The 23,217-nt window shown below is 67.7% G+C and carries 25 protein-coding genes and 1 riboswitch; of the genes, 9 read left to right on the top strand and 16 right to left on the bottom strand.

The window, feature by feature from the left end:
- Positions 1–53: 53 nt before the first annotated feature.
- Positions 54–470: an MGMT family protein gene (locus tag EYS21_RS02115; protein WP_131131467.1), complete on the bottom strand. Its 417-nt coding sequence runs from the start codon at positions 468–470 to the stop codon at positions 54–56.
- A 111-nt stretch (positions 471–581) separates the two neighbouring features.
- On the opposite strand from EYS21_RS02115, the gene EYS21_RS02110 reads away from it, so the two are divergent.
- The 4 genes from EYS21_RS02110 (at position 582) to EYS21_RS02095 (ending at position 4,049) form a co-directional block, all read left to right on the top strand.
- Entirely contained in the window at positions 582–1,292 is a 711-nt protein-coding gene (locus EYS21_RS02110) for a 3'-5' exonuclease (RefSeq protein ID WP_131131466.1), read from the top strand.
- A gap of 308 nt (positions 1,293–1,600) precedes the next feature.
- Positions 1,601–2,533 carry an ABC transporter substrate-binding protein gene (locus tag EYS21_RS02105; RefSeq protein ID WP_131131465.1) on the top strand — a complete coding sequence of 311 codons (933 nt, stop codon included), beginning with the start codon at positions 1,601–1,603 and terminating at the stop codon, positions 2,531–2,533.
- A 17-nt stretch (positions 2,534–2,550) separates the two neighbouring features.
- Entirely contained in the window at positions 2,551–3,315 is a 765-nt protein-coding gene (locus EYS21_RS02100; protein ID WP_131131464.1) for an amino acid ABC transporter permease, read from the top strand.
- Positions 3,312–4,049: an amino acid ABC transporter ATP-binding protein gene (locus tag EYS21_RS02095; RefSeq protein WP_131131463.1), complete on the top strand. Its 738-nt coding sequence runs from the start codon at positions 3,312–3,314 to the stop codon at positions 4,047–4,049. The genes EYS21_RS02100 and EYS21_RS02095 overlap by 4 nt, the downstream gene beginning before the upstream one ends.
- A 100-nt stretch (positions 4,050–4,149) precedes the next feature.
- On the opposite strand, the gene hemL is transcribed toward EYS21_RS02095, so the two are convergent.
- The 10 genes from hemL to hemE all read right to left on the bottom strand — a co-directional run bounded on the left by hemL (position 4,150) and on the right by hemE (position 15,102).
- A complete protein-coding gene (gene hemL, locus EYS21_RS02090; RefSeq protein WP_131131462.1) occupies positions 4,150–5,481 on the bottom strand; it encodes a glutamate-1-semialdehyde 2,1-aminomutase in 1,332 nt (443 codons plus the stop codon).
- A gap of 29 nt (positions 5,482–5,510) precedes the next feature.
- Positions 5,511–6,611, bottom strand: coding sequence for an LLM class flavin-dependent oxidoreductase (locus EYS21_RS02085; RefSeq protein WP_131131461.1), 1,101 nt, complete (start codon positions 6,609–6,611; stop codon positions 5,511–5,513).
- The gene (gene hemB, locus EYS21_RS02080) at positions 6,608–7,591 is read right to left on the bottom strand and encodes a porphobilinogen synthase (RefSeq protein WP_131131460.1); all 984 of its coding nucleotides are present in this window, start codon (positions 7,589–7,591) and stop codon (positions 6,608–6,610) included. Before hemB ends, EYS21_RS02085 begins: the two co-directional genes overlap by 4 nt.
- Positions 7,588–8,520, bottom strand: coding sequence for a uroporphyrinogen-III synthase (locus EYS21_RS02075; protein WP_131131459.1), 933 nt, complete (start codon positions 8,518–8,520; stop codon positions 7,588–7,590). The genes hemB and EYS21_RS02075 overlap by 4 nt, the downstream gene beginning before the upstream one ends.
- A 36-nt stretch (positions 8,521–8,556) precedes the next feature.
- Positions 8,557–9,555 carry a hydroxymethylbilane synthase gene (gene hemC, locus EYS21_RS02070; RefSeq protein ID WP_131131458.1) on the bottom strand — a complete coding sequence of 333 codons (999 nt, stop codon included), beginning with the start codon at positions 9,553–9,555 and terminating at the stop codon, positions 8,557–8,559.
- Positions 9,552–10,817, bottom strand: coding sequence for a ferrochelatase (locus EYS21_RS02065; protein WP_131131457.1), 1,266 nt, complete (start codon positions 10,815–10,817; stop codon positions 9,552–9,554). Before EYS21_RS02065 ends, hemC begins: the two co-directional genes overlap by 4 nt.
- Complete coding sequence (hemQ, locus tag EYS21_RS02060; protein ID WP_131131456.1) at positions 10,814–11,515, bottom strand: hydrogen peroxide-dependent heme synthase; 702 nt, start codon at positions 11,513–11,515, stop codon at positions 10,814–10,816. The genes EYS21_RS02065 and hemQ overlap by 4 nt, the downstream gene beginning before the upstream one ends.
- Before the next feature lie 119 nt (positions 11,516–11,634).
- Entirely contained in the window at positions 11,635–12,372 is a 738-nt protein-coding gene (locus tag EYS21_RS02055) for a hypothetical protein (protein ID WP_131131455.1), read from the bottom strand.
- 101 nt (positions 12,373–12,473) lie between these two features.
- Positions 12,474–13,913, bottom strand: coding sequence for a protoporphyrinogen oxidase (hemG, locus tag EYS21_RS02050; protein ID WP_131131883.1), 1,440 nt, complete (start codon positions 13,911–13,913; stop codon positions 12,474–12,476).
- A gap of 70 nt (positions 13,914–13,983) precedes the next feature.
- Positions 13,984–15,102, bottom strand: coding sequence for a uroporphyrinogen decarboxylase (gene hemE / locus EYS21_RS02045; protein WP_131131454.1), 1,119 nt, complete (start codon positions 15,100–15,102; stop codon positions 13,984–13,986).
- A gap of 157 nt (positions 15,103–15,259) precedes the next feature.
- On the opposite strand from hemE, the gene EYS21_RS02040 reads away from it, so the two are divergent.
- Positions 15,260–16,573, top strand: a complete 1,314-nt coding sequence (locus tag EYS21_RS02040) for a glutamyl-tRNA reductase (protein WP_131131453.1) — start codon at positions 15,260–15,262, stop codon at positions 16,571–16,573.
- A 73-nt stretch (positions 16,574–16,646) separates the two neighbouring features.
- On the opposite strand, the gene moeB is transcribed toward EYS21_RS02040, so the two are convergent.
- Positions 16,647–17,846, bottom strand: a complete 1,200-nt coding sequence (gene moeB / locus EYS21_RS02035; protein WP_131131452.1) for a molybdopterin-synthase adenylyltransferase MoeB — start codon at positions 17,844–17,846, stop codon at positions 16,647–16,649.
- An 84-nt stretch (positions 17,847–17,930) separates the two neighbouring features.
- Here moeB and EYS21_RS02030 point away from each other — a divergent pair, with 84 nt between their 5' ends.
- From EYS21_RS02030 to EYS21_RS02020, 3 genes are read left to right on the top strand one after another with little or no spacing between them, the layout of a single operon-like run.
- A complete protein-coding gene (locus EYS21_RS02030; protein WP_131131882.1) occupies positions 17,931–18,596 on the top strand; it encodes a TetR/AcrR family transcriptional regulator in 666 nt (221 codons plus the stop codon).
- Between the two features lie 50 nt (positions 18,597–18,646).
- Positions 18,647–18,871 carry a DUF3107 domain-containing protein gene (locus EYS21_RS02025; protein ID WP_131131451.1) on the top strand — a complete coding sequence of 75 codons (225 nt, stop codon included), beginning with the start codon at positions 18,647–18,649 and terminating at the stop codon, positions 18,869–18,871.
- A gap of 60 nt (positions 18,872–18,931) precedes the next feature.
- Positions 18,932–19,234, top strand: coding sequence for a hypothetical protein (locus EYS21_RS02020; protein WP_131131450.1), 303 nt, complete (start codon positions 18,932–18,934; stop codon positions 19,232–19,234).
- 5 nt (positions 19,235–19,239) lie between these two features.
- Here the strand turns inward: EYS21_RS02020 and EYS21_RS02015 are convergent, their stop codons facing one another.
- From EYS21_RS02015 to thiO, 4 genes are all read right to left on the bottom strand, one after another.
- Positions 19,240–19,905, bottom strand: a complete 666-nt coding sequence (locus EYS21_RS02015; protein ID WP_131131449.1) for a 4a-hydroxytetrahydrobiopterin dehydratase — start codon at positions 19,903–19,905, stop codon at positions 19,240–19,242.
- A 59-nt stretch (positions 19,906–19,964) separates the two neighbouring features.
- Positions 19,965–20,774, bottom strand: a complete 810-nt coding sequence (locus EYS21_RS02010; protein ID WP_131131448.1) for a thiazole synthase — start codon at positions 20,772–20,774, stop codon at positions 19,965–19,967.
- 3 nt (positions 20,775–20,777) lie between these two features.
- The gene (gene thiS, locus EYS21_RS02005) at positions 20,778–21,014 is read right to left on the bottom strand and encodes a sulfur carrier protein ThiS (RefSeq protein WP_131131447.1); all 237 of its coding nucleotides are present in this window, start codon (positions 21,012–21,014) and stop codon (positions 20,778–20,780) included.
- Positions 21,011–22,309, bottom strand: a complete 1,299-nt coding sequence (gene thiO, locus EYS21_RS02000; protein WP_131131446.1) for a glycine oxidase ThiO — start codon at positions 22,307–22,309, stop codon at positions 21,011–21,013. The genes thiS and thiO overlap by 4 nt, the downstream gene beginning before the upstream one ends.
- Positions 22,302–22,421, bottom strand: a riboswitch (TPP riboswitch). (Overlaps the previous gene by 8 nt.)
- A gap of 27 nt (positions 22,422–22,448) precedes the next feature.
- On the opposite strand from thiO, the gene thiE reads away from it, so the two are divergent.
- Positions 22,449–23,186: a thiamine phosphate synthase gene (thiE, locus tag EYS21_RS01995; protein WP_131131445.1), complete on the top strand. Its 738-nt coding sequence runs from the start codon at positions 22,449–22,451 to the stop codon at positions 23,184–23,186.
- The last annotated feature ends 31 nt before the right edge of the window (positions 23,187–23,217 follow it).

The following is a 23,217-nucleotide window of genomic DNA, read 5'->3' as shown; positions in this document are numbered from 1 at the left end:
AAGGTCGTCGAGAGGGGGGTCGGGCAGGAGGTCCGTCTGGAGGCTTGTTAACGTCACACGGACATTTCATCATCGGCCACGGACAATTTATGAAGCCCACGCTCCAGCCGGTCCGCAATTGCGTCCAGCTGGTCGAATTCAGCGTCTGTCGGCGCCCACCGGGCCGCAGCCAGGTCCACGCGCCAGCGGCCCTCGCCCGTACGAAGGAATTCGTCAGGGCTGCCCAGGAGAGCCGTGCCCTCGTCCAGGTAGTGGCGCAGGGCTTCGGCGTCGTGGCCTTCGGGCGCCTGCCCGCTGGCCTTGAGGATCCGCCACCACGGCACATCACTGCCGTAGTGGCTCATGACCGCACCGACCTGGCGGGGGCCGCCGGCTCCGAGGAGTTCGGCGACATCGCCGTAAGCAACGGCAGTGCCCGGGGGTACCAGCTCCACCACGGCCAGCACCGCATCGACATACTCCCTCCGCATTGATCCAGCGTAGCCGGTTTCGGCGCACCGCCCGGTACGCCGGGAAGGAAGAATCCTGACCCGCCGACGGCGCTGCCGGAGACTGTCAGTGCGGCCCGGTAGCGTGGAAACATGAGCACTTGGAACACCCTCCCCCGCGCCGCGTTCGACCTCGAGACCACTGGCCGCAACTCCCGCGCGGCACGCATTGTCACGGCGTCGGTGACTGTGGTTGACCATCAGGGGGATGTCATCACGGAACATGAATGGCTGGCCGATCCGGGTGTCGAGATTCCCACGGAAGCAAGCGATATCCACGGTGTCACAACCGAGCAGGCCAGGAGCGAGGGCCGCCCCGCCCATGAGGTGACGCGGGAGCTTGCCACCGTTCTGCAGGAGCTCTTTGATGCGGGCGTTCCCGTGATTGCGTTCAACGCCAGCTACGATTTCACTGTGCTGGCCGCGGAATCGGCGCGGTACGGCGTCAAGCAGCTGAGCCGGTTTCCCGTCCTTGATCCGTACATCATGAACAAGCAGGTGGACAGGTACCGGAAAGGCAAACGAACGCTCACCGCCCTGTGCGAGGAATACGGCGTCAGCCTGGACAACGCCCACACCTCCGCCGCGGACGCCCTCGCCACCGTCCGGGTCCTGGACGCGATGGCGGGCAAGTTTCCCAAGCTCAGGATGCCGGCCAGCCAGCTTCACCAGCTCCAGGTGGACTGGGCCGTCAGCCAGGCGGCCGATTTCCAGGGCTACCTGAGGAAGACCAAGCCTGCTGCCGTGATCGAAGGCGACTGGCCGGTCCTGCCGCCCGAAGACGCAAGCCGGGGCGACTTCTAGCTGCGAGCTAACTCACACTTATTCGGCCGACCGTGCATGCAGGGCCAGAGCATGCGGCGATTCGGCAATATCGACGCCATCAGGCCGGGCCGGAGCGGACACATGGCCTGAGCCGAGCAATATTCGGCCCACACCGCTTTGGGCTGCTACTTTCTTCGTCTATCCGCAGGAATAGGCCTTAGTGAGATGATTAAGTTTTGCGGTCCCCTGTCCTGAACGTCAGTTCCATGGTGTGGCAGGCCCCCGGCGCCACGTATGCAGTATTACGGCCGGGATGAACTTATGACTCAGATGAAAGTGACTACCTGATGAAATCGAAAGCCATGAAGTGGCTGACCGGCGTTCCTGTGGCTATTGCCCTGGCCGCCTCCCTCGCGGCCTGCGGCGGGGCGTCCCAGCCCACCGGCACGCCGACGGACGCCCTGGCCGGCAGCGATCAGCAGACGTTGGACAAGTACACCACCGCTGAGGTCACCCCGATCGACAAGATCGACAAGTCCAAGCTCGGCCTGAACACCGAAGGCAAGCTCGAAGTAGGTACGCTCTCGGATGCGCCGCCCAACATCTTCCTTGACCCCTCAGGCAAGTTCACCGGCTACGACAACGAACTGCTGCGCGCCATCGGTGACAAGCTCGGCCTCGAGGTCGAGTTCGTCGCCACCGACTTCTCCGCCCTGCTCTCGCAGGTCCAGAACAAGCAGTTCGACGTCGGATCCTCCTCCATCTCCACCACGGACAAGCGCCGCGAAAACGTGGGCTTCACCAACGGCTACGACTTCGGCTTCATGGCGGTAGTGGCCAAGACCGACGGCGACGTCAAGGGCTTCGCCGACCTGGATGACAGCCTCCGCATCGGTGTGGTCCAGGGCACCGTGCAGGACGACTACGTCACCAACACGCTGAAGCTCGAACCCATCCGCTTCCCGGACTACAACACTGTGTACGCCAACGTGCGCAACGGCCAGGTCGACGCCTGGGTTGCCCCGTCGCAGCAGGCAACCGGCCAGGTCAAGGAAGGCGACGGCACCGTCATCGCCGAGTCCGTGGTCAACACCCAGAACTTCACTGCCTACGCCGTGAACAAGGACAACCAGCCCCTGATCGATGCCCTGAACTCCGGCCTGGACGCCGTGATCGCTGACGGCACCTGGTCCAAGCTGACCAAGGAATGGTACCCGGACCGCGAAATGCCGAGCGACTGGAAGCCGGGCAGCAAGGCTGCCACGGTTCCGCAGAGCTGATCAGGACCGCTGCCCTGATGGACACACTCGAACAACTTGCCGACACCTTCTTTAACTGGGGTGCGATGGCGGAGGTCCTGCCGTCCCTGATCATGGTGGGCCTGCCCAACACGATCATCCTGGCAGTTTCCTCGGCGGTGCTGGGGTCTGTCCTGGGCCTGGCGCTTGCCCTGATGGGCATCTCCCGCAACGCCGGGGCCCGCTGGGTGGCGCGCATCTACACCGACATCTTCCGTGGCTTGCCGGCCATCCTGGTGATCCTGGTGATCGGGATCGGCCTCAGTCCGCTTGCCCGCGAGCTGACCGGCTCCCGGAACCCTTATCCGTTGGGTGTCCTCGCCCTGACGCTCATTGCTGCGGCGTACATCGGAGAGATCTTCCGCTCCGGCATCCAGAGCGTGGAGAAAGGACAGCTGGAGGCGTCCCGGGCGCTGGGATTCAGCTACGGCAGCTCCATGCGCCTGGTGGTGGTGCCGCAGGGCATCCGCCGCGTGCTGCCTGCCCTGGTAAACCAGTTCATTGCATTGCTCAAGGACTCCTCATTGGTGTTCATGCTGGGCCTGGCGGCCTCCGAACGGGAGATCTTCCGCATCGGGAACGACGCAATGGCCAACTCGGGGAATCTCTCCCCGCTGGTGGCTGCCGGCCTGCTGTATCTGATCCTCACTGTTCCGCTGACCCACTTCGTGAACTTCATCGACAACCGGCTGCGTACCGGCCGGCCGGAGAAGAAGGAACCCGACGAGCTGGCGGCACCTATCGGCAAGGGGGCACAGGCATGACGGAATTTACCTCCGGTACCCTGACCGGCAAGAACCTGCACCTTTCGTTCGGCCACAACCATGTGCTTCGCGGCATAGACCTCCACGTGGAGAAGGGCACCACGGCGTCCGTGATCGGACCGTCCGGCTCCGGCAAGTCCACCTTGCTGCGCGTCATGAACCGGCTGATCGAACCCGACCAGGGCGACATCCTGCTGGACGGCAGGTCCGTCCTGAAGGACAACCCGGATGAGCTGCGCCAGCGGATCGGCATGGTGTTCCAGCAGTTCAATCTGTTCCCGCACAAAACGGTGGCAGAAAACATCTCGCTGGCACTGCGCAAGCTCCGGAAGCTGCCGAAGGACCAGGCACACGCCGAAGCCCTGGACCAGCTGGACCTCGTGGGCCTGAAGCACAAAGCTGATGCCCGTCCGGCCAACCTTTCCGGCGGCCAGCAGCAGCGCGTGGCGATCGCCCGTGCGCTGGCCATGAAGCCTGAAGTGATGTTTTTCGACGAGGCAACGTCGGCCCTGGACCCCGAGCTTGTCAAGGGTGTCCTGTCGCTGATGGCGGACCTCGCCAAGGGCGGCATGACCATGGTGGTGGTGACCCACGAGATGGGTTTCTCCCGCAACGTCTCTGACAGCGTGACGTTCATGGACGCCGGCGTGGTGGTGGAATCGGGTCCGCCCGAGCAGATCTTCACCTCCCCGGCCACGGACCGGCTGAAGGGCTTCCTTTCGGACGTCCTCTAGCGCCAACAGAAAATCCCCGCCTCCCGGACATTTCCCCCTTGCATACAGAGGGGATTCGTCCGGGAGGCGGGGATTTCCGGTTTAAGGAACGACGCCGGAGCTAGCGTTGCGCGGCGGCAGCTGCCTTCGCTGCTGCCGGGAGGGCGTCGAAGATCCGGTTCATGGCGGCGTCGTCGTGCGCTGCCGAGAGGAACCAGGCCTCAAAGACGGACGGCGGCAGGTAAACCCCGGCTTCCAGCATCGAGTGGAAGAACGGCGCGTACCGGAAGGTCTCCTGGGCCTGGGCGTCCGCGTAGTTGTGGACGCCATGGGCCGATGTTCCGAACGCAACCGAGAACAGGTTTCCGGCGAACTGGATGGAGTGGTCCACACCGGCCGAATCCAGCGCCGCGGACAGCGCCGACGAGAGTTCCAGCGACCGGGCATCGATGAATGAGTAGACGTCCCGGGTCGCATGGGTCAGCGTGGCCACGCCGGCGGCCATGGCCACGGGGTTCCCGGACAGGGTGCCGGCCTGGTACACCGGGCCAAGCGGCGCGAGATAGTCCATGACGTCGGCACGCCCGCCGAGGGCCGCCGTCGGCATTCCGCCGCCGATGACCTTTCCGAAGGTCAGCAGGTCAGGGGTCCACGGTTCCGCGGCGTCGGGTGCGCCGCCGGTGAGGCCCCAGTAGCCCGAATAACCGGTGCGGAAGCCTGTGAGCACTTCGTCCAGAATCAGCAGGGCGCCATGCTCGCGGGTGATGCGGGACAGCCCCAGGTTGAACCCCTCGGCGGGGGTCACCACGCCCATGTTGGCGGGGGCGGCTTCGGTGATGACGGCCGCGATATTGGCGCCGTGCGCGGCGAAGGCGGCCTCGACCGCTGCGAGGTCGTTGTACGGCAGGACAAGCGTTTCGGCGGCGGTGGCTTCCGTGACACCGGCCGAACCGGGCAGTGCCAGAGTGGCGACGCCGGAACCGGCCGCGGCCAGGAGCCCGTCCAGGTGGCCGTGGTAGCAGCCGGCAAACTTGATGATCAGGTTGCGTCCGGTGAATCCGCGGGCCAGCCGCACGGCCGTCATGGTGGCCTCGGTGCCGGTGGACACCATCCGGACGCGTTCCGCTGCCGGGACGCGTTCCTGCACGATGGCTGCCAGGTTGGCCTCATCGGGCGTGGACGCACCGAACGACAGGCCACGGTCCACTGCCGCGTGGACTGCTTCCAGGACGGCGGGATGCGCGTGGCCCAGCAGGGCCGGGCCCCAGGAGCAGACCAGGTCGACGTATTCCTTCCCGTCGGCATCCGTGAGGTACGGCCCCTTGGCGGACACCATAAACCGGGGCGTTCCACCCACGGAGCCGAAGGCCCGGACGGGGGAGTTCACGCCGCCGGGCATCAGCCGGCGGGCGCGGTCGAAGAGTTCCTCGTTGCGAGGGTTGCTGGAAGTCATGGTTCCTATTCTTTCAGTTGGCCGGCGCGTCAGTTACCGAGCAGTTCGGACACCTTGGGCGCCACCGCCGTGCCCATCAGCTCGATGGAGCGCATCATGGCCGGGTGCGGCAGCGGGCCGCTGCTGTATTTGAGGTCAAAACGGTCCACACCCAGGTCCGCCTTGAGCCGGGCGATCTTCCTCGCCACGGTATCCGGGGACCCCACGTACAGCGCACCGTCCGGGGCGCAGAGGGAGTCGAACTCCTGCCGCCCGGCCGGTCCCCAGCCGCGTTCGGCGCCGATCCTGTTCCGCAGCTTGAGCCAGTGCGGGAAGAACTCCTCGCGGGCCTGCTCATCGGTTGCTGCCACGTGCCCGGGCGAGTGGGTGGCGACCTGCTGCAGGGGATGCCCGTACTGGGACATGGCTTCGCGGTAAAGGTCGGCGAGCGGCCCGAAGGCGCGGGGCTGCCCGCCGATGATCGCGAAGATGATGGGGTACCCGTACTGGGCGCAGCGGAGGACCGATTCAGTGGTTCCGCCCACGCCGATCCAGGTGGGAAGCAGGTGGTGCTCGAGCGGCGGGTAGACGCTCAGGCCGTGCAGCGCGGGCCGGGTGCGGCCTTCCCAGTGCACGGGTTTCTGCGACCGCACCTTGTCGAACAGCTCGAGCTTCTCTTCGAACAGGACCTCGTAGTCGGCCAGGTCCAGCCCGAACAGCGGGAATGACTCGACGAAGGATCCGCGGCCGAGCATGACTTCCGCCCGGCCGTTGGAGAGGGCGTCCACCGTGGCGAAGCGCTGGAACACCCTGATGGGATCATCCGAGCTCAGAACGGTCACAGCAGAGCCGAGCCGGATCTGCCGGGTGCGGGCCGCCGCGGCGGCGAGGAAAACCTCAGGGGCCGAGACGGCGAAGTCCTTGCGGTGGTGCTCCCCCACGCCAAACGCATGGAGTCCGACGGCGTCAGCCAGTTCAGCCTGTTCAAGCAGCTGGCGGAGCACCTGGGCATGCGGCTGCGGGCTGCCGTCCGGGTTCTCACCGACGTCGCCGAAGGTGTTCAGCCCCAACAGGATACGGTCCGCGGCTACCGGCGCAGTGGGCCCTGCGGCTGCGGAAGCCGCAGGCTCCGAGGCCGGCTGCGAGGTCATCGGGATTCCCTCAGCCAGCCGGCGAGCTCGGCCGCCCAGTACGTCAGCACCATGTCGGCACCGGCGCGGCGGATGCCCAGCACGGACTCGGTGATGGCGGCGCGGCGGTCGATCCAGCCGTTCGCTGCCGCCGCCTCGATCATCGCGTACTCACCGGAGATCTGGTAGGCGGCAACGGGGACCGGGCTCATGGCCGCGACGTCGGCCACGATGTCCAGGTAGCTCATGGCCGGTTTCACCATCACGATGTCAGCACCTTCGGCCAGGTCCAGTTCCACTTCCCGGATGGCCTCGCGGCGGTTTCCGGCGTCCATCTGGTACGTCCGCCGGTCACCCTTCAGCTGGGAGTCCACGGCTTCACGGAACGGACCGTAGAAAGCCGAGGCGTACTTGGCTGCGTAGGCAACTACGGACGTGGTGGTGTGCCCGGCGTCGTCCAGCGCCCTGCGGATGGCGGCGATCTGGCCGTCCATCATGCCGGACGGACCCAGCATGTGGGCGCCGGCATCGGCCTGGGCCACGGCCATCCTGGCGTAGATCTCCACAGTGCGGTCGTTGTCCACGTACCCGTCGGCGTCGAGCACGCCGCAGTGCCCGTGGTCGGTGAACTCGTCCAGGCAGACGTCGCTCATGATGACCAGGTCGTCCCCCACTTCGGCGCGGACGTCGCGGATGGCCTTGTTGAGCACGCCATCCGGATCCAGGGAAGCGGTGCCTTCGGCGTCCCGGACCGCCGGGATGCCAAAGAGCATGATCCCGCCGATGCCCAACTCGACGGCTTCGGCAGCGGCGCGCTTGAGCGTGTCCGTGGTGTGCTGGAGCACGCCCGGCATGGACGTGATGGGGTTGGGGTCGGTGAGCCCTTCCCTGATGAAGGCGGGCAGGATGAGCTCGGCCGGGGCCAGCCGCGTTTCGGCGGTGAGCCTGCGCATCGCCGGAGTGGTGCGCAGGCGGCGGGGACGTTGGTTGGGGAAACTCATGGTGTGTCCTTCACAGGTGGTCCGGGTGGGGTCGGGGAATCCAAGGCGTCGCGCACCGCGGCCACGAGCCCGGCGGGGGTGGGCTCAGCCGCGACCGCAGCCACGTCCAGTCCGACCGCGGCGGCCTCGTCCGCCGTCGAACGTCCGATCGCGACGAGCCGGCAGTCCTGCAGCGGGGTCAGCAGGGCGTTGATGCGCCGGGCGGCGCTGGGTGATGCGGCTACGACGGCGTGCAGCCGGCCGGCGGCGATCTCGCGTTGGGCGGCTTCAGGGGTCAGCAGCGCGTACGACGACGGCACGGCCACGGGTGCGGCGGGGCCGTTTTCCCCCGGGCCGGTTGCCAGCGGTTCGACGGCGAGCCTGCGCTCCGCATCGGCCGGAAAGTCGACGGTCCGGTAGGCAGTGACGACCGTAACGGAGGCCCCGGACGCCGTCAGCCCTTCGGCCAGGCGTGGTGCCGCGATGTCGGCCTGCGGCAGGAGCACACGGCCTGCACCGGCCGGCCATGCGTCAAGCAGCCCGGCAGCCGACTGAGCGGTCTCAGGCACGAGCGTGACGGAGACTCCCGCGGATTCGAGCATTCCCCTCGAAGCCTGGCCGATGGCGGCCACCCGGGTCGTGGCGGGCAGCCAGTCGCCGAGGGCCAGGCCACGCTCGGCGGCCTTGTCGCTCAGGACGTGGACCGTCGTGGCGCTGCTGACCACCAGCCAGTCGAACGCCCCGGCCGCCAGGGCATCACAGGCCACGTCCAGGGAATGCTGGTCCGCGGCCCGCTCAAAATCGATCAGCGGCAGCAGCAGTGCCTGCGCACCTGCCTGTTCCAGGGCGGAGATGAGGGACAGCGACCGCTCCGGGCTGCGGGTGATCAGGACCCGGGTGTGAGCGAGCGGCCGCTGGTCCTGCTGGAAGCTGTTGTCCTGGCCCGCCATGTCAGGACGCCCCCGGGCGCGTGTCCACGGACCCGGTCAGGATGCCTGGAGGTCTGCGATGTCGGCGGCGCCGCCGGCAAGGAGGACCTCTGCCAGTTCGATGCCCAGGAGCGTGGCCCCTACCTCGGTCAGCCCGTCGGTGGCGCGTTTGTCGCGGACGGAGGCTGTCCCGTCCACGGCGCAGACCACGGCTTCGAGGTGCAGCATGCTGCCCTTGCGGTAGGCGTAGGCGCCCACTGGGGCAGCGCAGCCGGCCTCAAGCCGGGCCAGCAGCGCACGCTCGGCGGTGACGGCGAGCCTGGTGTCAGGATCATCGAGTGCCGCCAGGGCCTGGGCCAGGACGCCCTGCGAGCCTTCCGTTGATCCGGCCTTGCGGGGAGCGTCGGCGGTGCGGCATTCAATGGCCAGCGACCCCTGCCCGGCGGCCGGCAGCATCACGTCGGTTTCGAGGAACTCGGTGACGGCGTCGAGCCGGCTGATCCGCTCCAGGCCGGCGGCGGCGAGGACTACGGCGTCGAGGTCGCAGGACTTGCCTGGCACCACCTGGTCCGTCACGTTGCCCGGAAGCCCAGGCACGCGGCCAAGGCGGGTATCCACGTTGCCGCGGATGTCCAGGATCTGCAGGTCCGGCCGTGCGGCACGGAGCTGTGCAGCGCGCCGCGGTGAGCCGGTGCCCACGGTGGCGCCCTGCGGCAGGTCGGCCAGCTTCAGGCCGTCGCGGGCGCAGAGGACGTCGCGGACATCAACGCGGCGGGGCGTAGCCGCCAGCGTGAGGCCAACAGCTGCGCCGGTGGGCAGGTCCTTCAGCGAGTGAACTGCGACGTCGCACTCGTTGCGCAGGAGCGCTTCGCGCAGGGCAACAACAAAAACGCCGGTGCCGCCCATCTGGGACAACGAACCGGTGAGGACATCGCCGTCGGTCCTGACGTGCACCAGTTCCACGGGGAATCCGCCGACGGCGGCAAGCTGGTCCGCGGTCTGCTGCGTCTGGGTCAGGGCGAGCTTACTGGCCCTGGTTCCGATCCGGACGGTCACTGGGCGCCTTCTCCCCCGGCCGGCACTGCGGTCGCGTCAGGGTACGGGTCGTGTCCGGTTCCAACCGTGGTGTCCGCGCCGGCGATGGTGGGCTTTTCGCCGCGGAAGTTGGCGCAGCAGCCGGGACGGCAGACGTCGTACCACGGGCCGAGGCCGGTCACTGCCGGACGGTCGGCGATGTTGGCGGACCGGGTCCGCTCCGAGATGAGGTCCACCAGCCCGTTGACGAACCGGCGGTGCGTGCCGGGTGTGGGCACCCGGGTGGCGGCCAGGCCCAGGTTGCGGCAGGTCTCCAGCGCTTCGGTGTCCAGGTCCCAGACAACCTCCATGTGGTCACTGACGAAGCCCAGCGGAACAATCACGATGCCCTTGATGCCCTGGCCGGCCAGTTCCTCGATGGCGTCGTTGATGTCCGGTTCCAGCCACGGCACGTGCGGGGCACCTGAACGCGACTGGTAGACGAGGGACCAGGGTGCGGTGAGGCCCGATGCGGCCTCAACACGGCTGATCACCGCGGCACCAGTGGCGAGGTGCTGCGCGACGTACGCGGAGCCTTCCTCGAAGTCGCGCGGCTCGGCGTCGGACCGTCCGGCTGCGTCGGCGTCGCGGGTGGGAATGGAGTGCGTGGCGAACAGGATGTGCACGGGCGCGTCCGGGGTGCCGGCCGCAGCGAGCTGGGCGCGGACGTCGGCCAGGCCGGCGGCGGTCCCTTCAACAAAGGGCTCCACAAAGCCCGGGTGGTCGAAGTACTGGCGCACCTTGTCCACCTCGAGCCGGCCGTCCAGGCCGGTCTCGTTCAGTGCCATGCCGATGTCTTCGCGGTACTGGCGGCAGCTGGAGTAACAGGAGTAGGCACTCGTAGTGATCATCAGCAGCCTGCGGTGGCCGGCGTCGTACGCGTCCTGCAGCGTCTGCGGGATGTAGGGGTCCCAGTTGCGGTTGCCCCAGAGCACCGGCAGCCCGATGCCGCGGGCGGCAAGCTCGGCTTCCAGTGCCGCCTTGAGCTCGCGGTTCTGCTGGTTGATGGGGCTGATGCCGCCGTTGGCCCGGTAGTGGTGGGAGACCTCTTCGAGCCGCTCGTCGGGGATGCCGCGGCCGCGGGTGACGTTGCGGAGGAACGGCAGGACGTCATCCTGGCCCTCGGGCCCGCCGAAGGAGGCGAGCAGCACGGCGTCGTAGTCCTTGGGCGCCATCCGGCCGGCTTCGGTGACGGGGTTGACGGCGGTCAGCGTGGAGCCCGGTTGGGGATCCGCCGGGTTCATGCGAGGACCTCTGCGATCTCCGCCGCACTGATCCGGCGTCCGGTGTAGAACGGGATCTCCTCGCGGACGTGGTTGCGTGCCTCGGTGGCGCGCAGGTGCCGCATCAGGTCCACGAGGTCAACCAGCTCGGGCGCTTCCAGGCCCAGGATCCATTCCCAGTCGCCCAGGGCGAAGGAAGACACGGTGTTGGAGATGACCTGCGGGAAGTCGCGGCCCAGCATGCCGTGATCGCGCAGCATCTTGCCGCGCTCGGCCTCGGGCAGGATGTACCACTCGTAGGAGCGCACGAACGGGTAGACGCACAGCCACTCTGCCGGCGCAACGCCGCGTGAGTAGGCAGGTGTGTGGTTTTTGGCGAATTCAGCCTCGCGGTGCACCCCCATGGCGGACCAGACAATTTCCGTTCCGGCGAAAAGCTTGCTGCGGCGGATATCGCGGATCGCCCGCTGCAGGTCTTCGGGCTTGGGGCCATGGAGCCACACCATCACGTCGGCATCGGCGCGCATGGCGGAGACATCATAGTTTCCGCGGTGGGTCACCCCGGCTTCGCCCAGGCGGGACAGCAGCGCATCGAAGTCGCCGGCAGCGTCAGCGCTGCGCAGGACGTCCGCTGACCGCTTGAATACAGTCCAGAGGGTAAAAAACTGCTCGGCTGATTCTTCGGTTTTAGTGACAGATTCGGCAGAAGTGTGGCTCATGGTTACCAGTTTGCCCCTTCCCCTTCGCCAAGTCGAAACCGAAGAGTTCTACAAGCCGTAGAAGTGTTGAATGTCACATCATGCGCAACAGGCATGGCGCGCCGGGGCTGCTGCCGGGCTTAGAACCGGCGGATCCGGGTGAAGACCAGTCCGGCTGCCCCCGCTGACCCGACAAGCCCGACGCCGAGCCACACCTTGGCGGTCTCGGCCGCGGGTTCCGTCTGGGCGGTCATGTCGTGGCGGCTTTGGGCGGCGCCGCCGACTGCCTGGGGAACCCCGGTGCGTGTTGTGGCCGTGGGGGCCGACGCGCTGCCGGTTGGCTCTGATGCGGCGGATGCTGCCGCACTGTCCCCGGCGGCAGGCTGGTCGGCGGCCGGAGTGCCGGCGTCGCCACCGGTTACCCCGGGCGCGGCCCCTGCTGTGGAAGCTGCATCAGGCTGGCCGGCCGCTGGCTGCTGGAGTGGCGCCGCGGTGGTGCCGCCCAGCGGAGACGGGGCGGGCACGGGCGTTGCAGTACCCGTTGCCGCAGCGCTGGTGGTGGGCGACGGTGAAGCCGTGGTGGGCGCGGGGACCGGCGACGGGGACACGGTGGTCGCTTCGGGGACCGGAGTGGGCTGGGGCGAGGCTGTGGCGGAGCCGAGCACGCTGTTCAGGAGTCCCCCGACCACCGGCAACTGCGCGCTGCCGCTGACCTGCACTTCCGGCTCGTCAGCGCCGGAACTTCCGTCTGCCTGGGACGCGGGAACACCCGCAGTGAGGACCAGTACCGCCCCGATTGCGGCAGCTGCGCTGCCCCTTCGGAATCCCCCATGGATACCGGTCCGGGAACGTGAAAATTCGGACCTGTAGTTAACCATAGTCATCAACCCTAGCCACCGTGGCGGGTCAATTGAAAGTCGGCAAGAGCACTTGACTGGCCTTGTAAACAGGCTGACAACAGGCTGAACTGGGGCGATGGTCAGCTCAGGAAGCTTCGAATCTGTTCCCTGGTGTCGGCCACGACAGCAGCCAGTCCGTTGCCAGCCACCCAGCCTCCGACGACGGCGAGGCCTTCCTGCTCCGCACAGATCTGCCTGATGTCCGCAACGCGCGCCTTGTGTCCGACAGCGGCGAACGGCAGCGCTCCCTGCCACCGGACAACGTCCCAGCCGATGATGTCCTCCTGCCGGATGGGGACATCGAGCAGGGCGGACGCGTCACGCAGGGAGGAGACCAGGAGGTCATTGTCGGATGAAGGACCGCCTCCGCCGGATGCCGAACCATCGACGCGCCCGTAGGACAACCGCAGGACATGGGATCCGGGGCCTGCAGCGGCCGCCAGCCAGTCCCATTTCGCCGTCGCATGCGTCAGTGCTTTAGCTTCAATGCCCGGGGTCTGCGGTGCCACCAGGATGCCCGTCCCCCGGGGCCGCCGGTCCAGTTCGGGGACGTCCACCACCAGGGTGACAAGCCTGACATCGGGACCGCTGTCAGGCTGCTTGCCGGCAAGGCCGGGGACCGCTGCTTCCAGAAGCCCGATGGCGGCCGGACCGTCGAGTGCCACCACCAGCAGGCCGGCGTCGTAAGCGGTTGGTCCCGCGGTGACCCGCCAGCCGTCCGGCGTCCTGGCGGCGCTGTCCGCGCGCGCACCGTGCACCAGCGCCACACCTCGGGCACGGAGCTCCGACAGCAACGCGGTGACGAGGGTGTGCATGCCCCCCTCCAGTCCGGCGACGGCGGAACCCGCCTTGGCAACGGGCTGCCGCCCGGAGCCCGGCACTTCAGACGGTCCGGGGGCGGACGCCGCAGGGCCAGGGCCGCGCCGCTGCGCGGAGACGGCGGCCGCGAGTGAACCGTGCCGGCGAAGCCCGGCACGCAGTCCAGGCGCCACCATATCCACGTCAAGCAGGCCGGGGTCGGCGGAGTGCACGCCGCCCACGACCGGGGCGACCAGGCGGTCAAGGACGCGGCGGCCCATTCGGGCACGCACCAGCGAGGACACGCTTGTCACCTTGGCAGAGGCTCCGACGGACGCGGGCAGGAGCCTGTCCAGCGAGGCGCGCAGGGAGCCCAGGAAGCCGAGCGAGCGCCGGACCTCCGGGTCCCACGGGTTGGCGGGGATGCCCAGGACGCCGGTTTTGGGAAGTTCCCGCGGTCCGTCGGGCAGCTGCACCCACGCGCCGCCCGGGCGGGGCGCGACGATTTTTCCGGCCAGGCCCAACTCGGCGGCGAGGTCGGCCACGGCGGTGGAACGCGTGGCGAAGGACTCGGCACCGCTGTCGAGCAGGAGGCCCGCCACGACGTGGCTGCTTACGCAGCCGCCCCAGCGGTCCGTGGCCTCCAGGACAGTGACGGCGCGGCCGGCCGCTGCCAGTTCCCTGGCGGCCAGGAGGCCGGAGATCCCGCCGCCCACCACCAGCGCCGGAGCCAGGACTGCCTCAGCCGGGACGTCGGGCTGCTGTCCGGGATCCGTTGCCTTGCCCACGGACCTACTCCGGGGAGATGGAGTGGATGAGCTCAACAACCCGGGTCAGGACGGCGGGGTCGGTCTCGGGAGGCACACCGTGGCCCAGGTTGAGTACGTGCCCGGGTGCTGCCGAGCCGGCCCGGATGACTTCGCGCACGTGGGCTTCCAGCACCTCCCAGGGAGCGGACAGGAGTGCGGGATCGATGTTCCCCTGCAGGGGCACCGTGCCGCCCAGCCTGCGGTTGGCCTCATCCAGCGGAAGGCGGTAGTCGACGCCCACCACGTCCACGCCGACGTCGCGCATGGCGACAAGCAGTTCCGAGGTTCCGGTACCGAAGTGGATCAGCGGCGCGCCGAGGTGCCGGACGTGGTCCAGCGCCCGGGTGGAGGCCGGTGCAACGAACTTGGTGTAGTCGGCCAAGCCCAGCGACCCGGCCCAGGAATCGAACAGCTGTCCGGCGGAGGCGCCGGCTTCAAGCTGGGCGCGGAGGAACATCCCGGAGGCATCCGCGGCCCAGTTGGCCAGTGCTGTCCAGGTCTCCGGGTCGGCGTGCATCATGGTGCGCGGGCCGAGGTGGTCGCGGGAAGGCTTGCCTTCAACCATGTAGGCGGCGAGGGTGAACGGGGCGCCGGCAAAACCGATCAGCGGAGTTTTACCCAGCTCAGCGACGGTCAGCCGCACGGCTTCCCGGATGGGTTCCAGGGCTTCCCACGTCAGCCGGGGCAGGGCCGCAACGTCTTCAGCCGTTCGCACCGGCCTGTCCAGCACCGGACCCACGCCGGGCACGATGTCCACGCCGACGCCTGCAAGCTTGAGCGGAATCACAATGTCGGAGAAGAAGATGGCTGCGTCAACGTCGTGCCGGCGCACCGGCTGCAGGGTGATCTCGGACGCCAGCTCCGGCCGGAGGCAGGAGTCGAGCATGGCCACGCCTTCGCGGACTTTCATGTACTCCGGCAGCGACCGGCCGGCCTGCCGCATGAACCACACGGGCCTGCGCGACGGCTTGCCGCCCCGGTAAGCCGTGATCAGCGGGGAATCTGCGGTGCGGCCGTCCATTAGAGGATGGCCGGCAGCCAGGGCGCTGTCGTTAGACAGGGCACTGGACACGGCATTGGACACGGCGGAGCTGGAAGTCATGCCTCGATTGTCCCCAAAATCGGGCACAAAAGATAACGACAGCCTGTCACCCTTCGCGGCCGCAAAGGCGCCGTGGCAGGAATCACGGCCCCGCGCCGGCCGTCCCCGCGCTGCGGGTTGTTCTACCGAGGCACGAAAAAGCTATGATTGATCTGCTGTGGTTCTTTTTTCATTGGTGGCTACACACGCCGACATCGACCTTGAGACCGTTGCTCAGTTGAGCAACGGTGCTTCCGGTATCGCCACATCCGCACTCTCCGGATCGCCGGCAGTGACGGGTGCGGTGGTGCTTGCCACCTGCAACCGCTACGAAATCTACGGTGAAGCACCCCACGCCGATGACGTGGAGGCCGCCCGCGCGGCCCTGGTGTCCCAGATCAGCGGGCTCAGCGGCCTCAACGAACAGCTTGTCTCCCGCTCCTTCAGCACCCGGACCGGCCCCGAGGTCAGCCAGCACCTTTTCGCCGTCAGCGCCGGGCTCGATTCAGCCGTGGTGGGCGAGCGTGAAATCGCAGGGCAGGTCCGCCGAGCTCTCATCACCGCACAGCACGAGGGCACCGCAAGCCCCGGCCTCGTCCGGCTGTTCCAGGCCGCTTCCAAGACGGCCAAGGACGTCGGGGCACAGACCGCCCTCGGCTCCCGGGGCCTCTCCATCGTTTCTGTAGCCCTGGACCTGGCCACCGACCTCTCCGAAAACCCGGACTGGTCGGCAAAGAAGGTCGTGGTGTTCGGCACCGGCGCCTATGCTGGCGCCACTATGGCACTGCTCCGCGAGCGGGGCTGCACCGACATCTCTGTCTTCTCGTCGTCCGGCCGCGCGGAAGGCTTCGTGGCCACCCGCGGCGGCACGGCGCTGGACAGCGAATCCCTGCCCGCAGCCGTAGCCGCGGCCGATGTCATGATCGGCTGCAGCGGCTCGGACACCCGCGTCGAGGCGGACGAACTTGCGCAGGTCCGCGCTTTATCCACCCAGCCGCTGATCGCCATCGACCTCGCCCTGACCCATGATTTTGACCCGGAAGTCGGCGAGCTCGATAGCGTCGAACTGCTTACTCTGGAGTCCGTGCGCCTCGCCGCACCGCAGGAACAGGCCGAGTCCCTCACCCAGGCCAGCGGCATTGTGTCCGGCGCGGCCAAGGCCTTCGAACAGGAGCGGGAGGCTCGTTCAGTGGACACCGCGATCGTGGCATTGCGCAGGCACACCATGAACGTCCTGGACGCCGAAATGGAGAAGGTCCGTGCCCGGCACGGCTGCACCGCGGCGGCCGAGGAAGTGGAGTTCGCCCTCCGCCGGATGGTTAAGCAGCTGCTGCATGTCCCCACTGTCCGCGCCCGGGAGCTGGCGGCGAATGGCCAGCAGGACGACTACGTGACGGCGCTCGAAACCCTTTACGGAATCACCGTGGAGCAGCCTGCCGCGGCGGCGCAGGCTGAATGCCCGGTGGACCACGAGGGCCTCGAAAGCGCCTGACCCGCCCCCGTTGCTCTATCAGTTTTGGCACCTGACCGAACGATTTGGCGACCAAAAGTGATAGGGCAACCGGTCAGTAGACGGGCTTCTGCGGCTCCACGTCGCGCACCCAGGCCAGGATTCCGCCGTCGAGATGGCTGACCCGCTGGTAGCCTGCTTTCCTGGCTGCTTCCAGGACGTTCGCCGACCGGGTCCCCGCCTTGCAGTGGAACACAATGTCCTTGTCCTGCGGCAGCTCCGCCCAGGCTTCCCCCGCCAGGATCCGTCCCTGCGGGATCAGCACCGACCCGTCGATGCTGACGATGTCGTGCTCGCCGGTTTCGCGGACGTCCACCAGGTCAAAGTCCTTCAGTCCGGCCTTGCGGGACGCCAGCATGGTGGCCAGCTGGGTGGCTGTGATGGTGTGCTCCGTGTCGGCCGGGGCAGCCGGGGTGATGCCGCAGAAGGCCTCGTAGTCCGTCAGCTCGGTAATTGGTTCCGCCGCGGGGTCCTTGGAGACGCGGATCTCGCGCCAGCTGCCGCCGAGGGCATCGAACAGTGCCACACGGCCCAGGAGTGAACGCCCGACGCCGGTGATCAGCTTCACTGCCTCCGTGACCATCAGCGAGCCGACGGCGGCGCAAAGCATGCCGAACACCCCGCCCTCCCCGCAGGACGGCACGGACCCCGCCGGCGGCGCCTCCGGGTACAGGTCGCGGTAGGTGGGGCCGTGCTGTTCCCAAAAAACGCTCACCTGGCCGTCGAAGCGGAAGATCGACCCCCACACGTAGGGCTTGCCCAGGATGGCGGCGGCGTCGTTCACGAGGTACCGGGTGGCGAAGTTGTCAGCACCGTCCAGGATCAGGTCATAGTCCGCGAAGAGCTCCAGCGCGTTGGAGGCGTCCAGCCTCACGTTGTGCAGCCGGACGTCCACCAGCGGGTTGAGGGCGGCGATGGCGTCACGGGCCGATTCGATCTTGGGCCGTCCCACATCGGCCACGCCGTGGATCACCTGGCGCTGCAGGTTGCTGAGGTCAACGTCGTCGTCGTCGATGATTCCCAGGGTTCCCACACCCGCCGCCGCGAGATACAGCAGGGCCGGCGAACCGAGCCCCCCGGCACCAATGACCAGGACCTTGGCGTTCTTGAGCCGCCGCTGTCCCGTGGCCCCAATCTCGGGAATGATGAGGTGCCGCGAATAACGCTCCACTTCGGCGGGAGTCAAATCCCCTGCGGGCTCCACCAGGGGTTCAAGGGAAACAGAGGAAACATTTGCGGTGAATGTCGAAGCCATACTTCAATGTATGCCCCGAGATACCGCGAGGTCATATTACCCCGCAGTAAAGTGGAGGTAACTGCAATGGAAAGTAGGGCAACTGTGGTCCACGAAGCACGGGCTGACCGGGCGTCCGGCGGCGAACCGCCTGCACCTCAACGCACCGCAGGCCAGCGGTCCGCCCGACTTCCCCGGGACGAGCGCCGGGCCCAGCTCCTCGCTGCGGCCCAGGAGGTCTTTGTCGCCAACGGATACCACGGCGCCGCGATGGACGAGATCGCCGAGACGGCGCATGTGAGCAAACCGGTGCTGTACCAGCATTTTCCGTCCAAACGCGAACTGTACCTGGCCCTGCTGGACAGCCATCTCGCGTCGCTGACGGACCTGATGCTCGGTGCACTGAGCTCCACCACCGACAACGACGAACGCGTCCAGGCCGTGATGCGGGCTTACTACCGCTTTATCGCCAGCGACGACCAGGCCCACCGGCTGGTCTTCGAATCGGACCTGATCAACGATCCGGACGTCAGTTCACGCCTCGAGACATTCAACAAAACATTCGCCGACGCCGTCGCCCGGGTCATTGCCGAGGACACCAAGCTGCCCCATCTGGAGGCTCAGCTGTTGGGGCGCGGGCTGGCGGGAATGGCCCAGGTCAGCGCGCGGTACTGGCTCGAAACCGACGGAAACCTTGACCTCGATGTGGCCAGCGACCTCATCTATCGTTTAGCTTGGCGCGGAATCTCTCGCTTCCCCAAAGAGTCCTAGACTACAAATGAGAGAACCCAAGAAACTTTGATTGGCTGGGAGGCCCCCTTTTGGAAATTAAGATTGGCATTCAGAATATTGGCCGCGAAATCGTGCTGGAATCAGCGCAGGACGCTGACGCCGTGGCTACGGTCGTTGAAGAAGCCATCACCAAGGGCACCGATCTCCGCCTGAAGGACGACAAGGGCCGTATCATCATCGTTCCGGGCAACGCCCTGGGCTACGTCGAAATCGGCGCGGAAGAGGCCCGCAAGGTCGGCTTCGGCCAGTTCTAGCAGGCCGCCGCCCACCCCGCCTTCCGCGGGCGGGTATCCGTTGCGTTTTGAGGAGATTCAATGCTTTCGCTGACGATTGTTGTGCTGGTGACCGTGGCCGCAGGCTTTATTGTCTGGGCTAACGACAAACGGCACGCCAAATACGGCATGGGGCTGCCCTCTGGGGTCGCCACTGCGGTCGGCGCATTGAGCTGGATCATCTTTATGGCCGCGGGCTTTGGCTACCAGCCGGGCCTGACCTGGATTCCGTGGGTTCTGCCCATGGTGCTGGGGACCGTGGCTGCCGCGGGTGCTGCTATCTACCTCGGACTCACCAGGGCGCACTATGACACGCTCCGGCTGACGGCGGCGCTCAAGCTGTAGCCGGCTCAATCCGCCGGCCGATGTCCTGCCTCCGTGCACAGGCAGAGCCTGTTCCCCTGTGAATCCGTGACCACCACCCAGTCGGGTGCGTGGTCACGGTTCATTAAGGCGCCGGTGGTCGCGGCCTTTTCGAGGACGGCCGCTGACTCCGCCTGGCTTCGATGGATGTCGAGGTGGATGCGGCTGGTGTGCGGCGTGGGTGTCTCCTGGAACCACACCGAAGGGCCCCGGCCGTACGGATCGGCCAGATCCGTGCCGGGACCTTTTTTGTAGCCGAGGGCAACGCGCCATACCTCGGAGATATCGGCAGCGTCCGTGGTGTCGACGCCCACCTCGACGGTCCGGTGCAGTCCCGGTTCAGCTGTTGCTCCGATGTCGGCTGCGGAGGAACTGGCCGCAGCCGCTGCCGCCACGTCCCGTGAGGTGACCTCGCCGCCGGCGTCATGGGAGGTGTACCGCAGGAACACGCGGTTGTAGCGCCAGTCGAGGTCCGGGTGATGGTTTTGGTCTTCGGCGAGGCGTCCGACGGCGGCAATCAGCTGAAGCGCTGCGTCCGCCGTCGGCGTTTTGTAGACCGTCACCAGTCCGCCGAGGCGGTACCGCCAGTCCGGAAGGCCGCCCAGCGCTTCATCGATGCCGGACCTGGTGAGTATCTCTTGCTTGCCGGCCATGGCTGTCTCCCTCGGGTCGTCGTGCGGGAGCGGCGCCGGTGGACCCCGGCGGGAGAGGGTCAGAGGAACTCTGCCCGGCCTTCCATGGCCGACGACGCCAGGGCGTGCTCACGGCGCGGTATCCGCCCGGCCGCTTTCGCCAGCCTACCGGCGATGACTGCGTGCTTGAAGGCCTCTCCCATGACCGCCGGGTTCTGGGCACGGGTGACCGCCGTGGCCAGCAGGACGGCGTCGCAGCCCAGTTCCATGGCGAGAGCAGCGTCCGAGGCCGTACCGATCCCGGCGTCCAGCACGACGGGCACCGAAGCCCGGGACACGATGAGCTCGATGTTGTGCGGGTTAAGGATGCCCAGTCCGGTACCGATGGGCGAGCCCAGCGGCATGACGGCGGTTGCGCCGAGGTTTTCGAGCCGCAGGGCCAGGACGGGATCGTCATTGGTGTAGGCGAACACTTTGAAGCCCCGGTTCACGAGCTGTTCAGTGGCGTCCACCAGCTCAACGGCGTCGGGGAGGAGGGTGTTCTCGTCGGCGATGACCTCCAGCTTGACCCAGTCTGTTTCCAGCGCTTCGCGGGCCAGTTCGGCCGTCATGACGGCGTCGCGGGCTGTGAAGCAGCCTGCCGTGTTGGGCAGCACCCGGATGCCGTGGTCCACCAGGAGCTGGAACAGCGAGCCTGTCTCGGCGGGCGAGTACCGCCGCATGGCCACGGTGGTCAGTTCCGTCCCGGAGGCCAGCAGGGCCGCGCCAAGTCCGTCGAGGCTGGGCGCTCCGCCGGTGCCCATGATCAGGCGCGACCCAAGCTCCACACCGTCAATGATCAGCGGGTCCGTGTGTCCGGCCCGGTTGGTGGTGTTGATGGTTTCGGTCATGCTTCAGCCTCCCTGGACTGCGGTGACCAGTTCGACGTCGTCACCTTCGGCGAGCGCCGTGACGTACCACTGGCTTCGGGGTACTACTTCGGAATTGTGGGCGACGGCGACACCCAGTTTCTGGCCGTCCGTCGCCTGTCCGTTGGCGGCGAGGGGCCGACCGGTGATCTGGCTGACCAGCGTGGTGATGGAGGCGCCGTCGGACACGGCGTGCTGCGTGCCGTTGAGGGTGATGTTCATGCGTGTTCCTTGGTGGGTTGAACGGTGGAAGGGCGTTGGCCGGAGAACCTGGCCGGGCTGAACGGGAGCCAGCGCGGATCCGTCCGCCCGTCCATGAGGTCCCGGCAGATGGTGGCCGCTGCGGGCGTCAGCAGCACGCCGTGGCGAAAGAAGCCGGTGGCCATTATGAGGCCGGGCACGTGTCCGCGGCTTTCAGGGAAGTCGACTCGGCCCAGCAGCGGCGCATTGTCGGGCGTGGCGGGACGGGCCCTGGCGGTGCTTTCCAGCAGCTCCAGCTCGGCGACGGCCGGCACCAGCACCTGGGCGTCGCGGAGCAGCTGGTAAACGCCGCCCGCCGAGACGCCGGCGGCGCCTCCGCCGCCCTCCGGGCCGGACGCAGCCAGGGCGTCCTCGCGCTGGGTGGCGCCGATAACCACTGTGCCGTCACGCCGGGGAACGATGTACACCGGCACGCCCCGGACCAGGCCGCGGACAGTGGCGGTCACCAGTGGACGGAGGTGTTCCGGGACGCGCAGCCGGAGGATATCCCCGTGCACCGGACGCAGCGGCAACCGGAGCCCGGCGGGCAATCCGCCCAGGGAGGCCGCTTGCAGCCCGTTGGCCACTACGGTTTCCCCGGCGGTCACCAGTCCCCCGCCCGCCAGCCTGGCGCCGGTAACCCGGCCGTCCTCCCACACCAGGGACGACGCGCGGTCGGCGACGGCGAAACCGTCGAGCGCACCCGTGACTGCGGAACGTGGATCTTCGCCGTGGCTGGCCAACGCCCGGCGCAGGCATGCCACGAGCTTGCGGGGATCCACCTGGTGGTCCGCGGGAATGTCCAGGGCGCAGGAGATGGCAGGGCTCAGGAGCGGCTCGCGGCTCCTGGCTTCACGGACGGTCAACGGTTCAATCTCCAGCCCGTGGGCCAGCTGTACGGCCCGCAGGTCCATCAGGGCGCGGCGGTCGGCGGCGTCCGCGCCGATGGCGAGCGTCGGTGTGGCCAGGTAGCCGGTGTCAGCCGGGGCGTCTCGGGACAGGTCCGCCGCGAACGCCGGCCACTGTCCCGAGGATTCGAGCATCAGCTCCAGGAGGTCTTCCTCCTGGTAGTGCAGCTCGCTCACGGGGGCGAGCATGCCGGCGGCAGCCCAGCTGGCGCCGGAACCGGGCGCGTCATCAATGACCACCACCGAACGGCCCGAGCGCCTGGCCTCCCAGGCGATGCCGTGGCCGATCACGCCGCCCCCGATGACGGCGACGTCCGCATGCAGTTCAGCGGACGCGGCAGCGGACGGACTGCCCGTTGGGGGGACCATGTGTTTCCTTCCCTACGCCGGTACTAGCCGGATCAGGTCAAGCGGTCGGCTCTGACGCCCTCTCAGCCCGGCCGCTTTATGACAGCTGCCACGGGCTCCCGCAGTACCTGCCCAGTTTAGAGGAACTACTCTGGTTTCCATGAACCACGCCCTTTCCAACAGCACCGTACTTTCCACCACCGCACTCCGGTCCGACGCCCTCAGCAGCGCCCGGCTGTACTTGTGCACGGATGCGCGAAAGGACCGCGGCGACTTCGCCGGGTTTGTGGATGCGGCCTTCGCCGGCGGCGTGGACATCATCCAGCTCCGCGACAAGACCATCGAGGCGGCGGAGGAACTTGAGCTGCTGGCGGTACTGAAAGAGGCGGCCGAGCGCCACGGGCGGCTGTGGGCCGTGAACGACCGCGCCGACGTCGCAGTGCTGTCGGGGGCGCCGGTCTTCCATGTGGGTCAAAAGGACCTTCCGCTTGCTGCGGCACGCTCGCTCGTCCAGGATGCCGGCGTCATCGGGCTGTCCACCCACACCACCGGGCAGATCGACGGCGCCATCACCGCGTCCGCGGCCGCCGCCGGCCCCGGCGGACTCGACTATTTCTGTGTTGGACCGGTCTGGGCCACGCCCACCAAACCCGGCCGGGCCGCCGTCGGGCTTGATCTTGTGAAGTACGCGGCGGAAGCGGCGAACCAGGCCGCGTCCGTTTCCGGCGGGCCAACTGTGCCCTGGTTCGCCATCGGGGGCGTTGACCTGGGCAACGTGGAGCAGGTGGTGGAAGCGGGTGCCAGCAGGGTTGTGGTGGTCCGGGCCATCACCGAAGCCGCGGACCCTGCCGCGGCCGCGTCGGCACTCCTTGCGGCCCTGGACGCCGCCAACTCCTAGGACTGCCGGCCGGGGGACCGATTGCGTGCAT

It is taken from the genome of Arthrobacter sp. S39, assembly GCF_004320525.1.
Taxonomy (GTDB): domain Bacteria; phylum Actinomycetota; class Actinomycetes; order Actinomycetales; family Micrococcaceae; genus Arthrobacter.
Note: the sequence above shows the minus strand (reverse complement) of the source record. Positions and strands in the feature narration are given on the sequence as shown.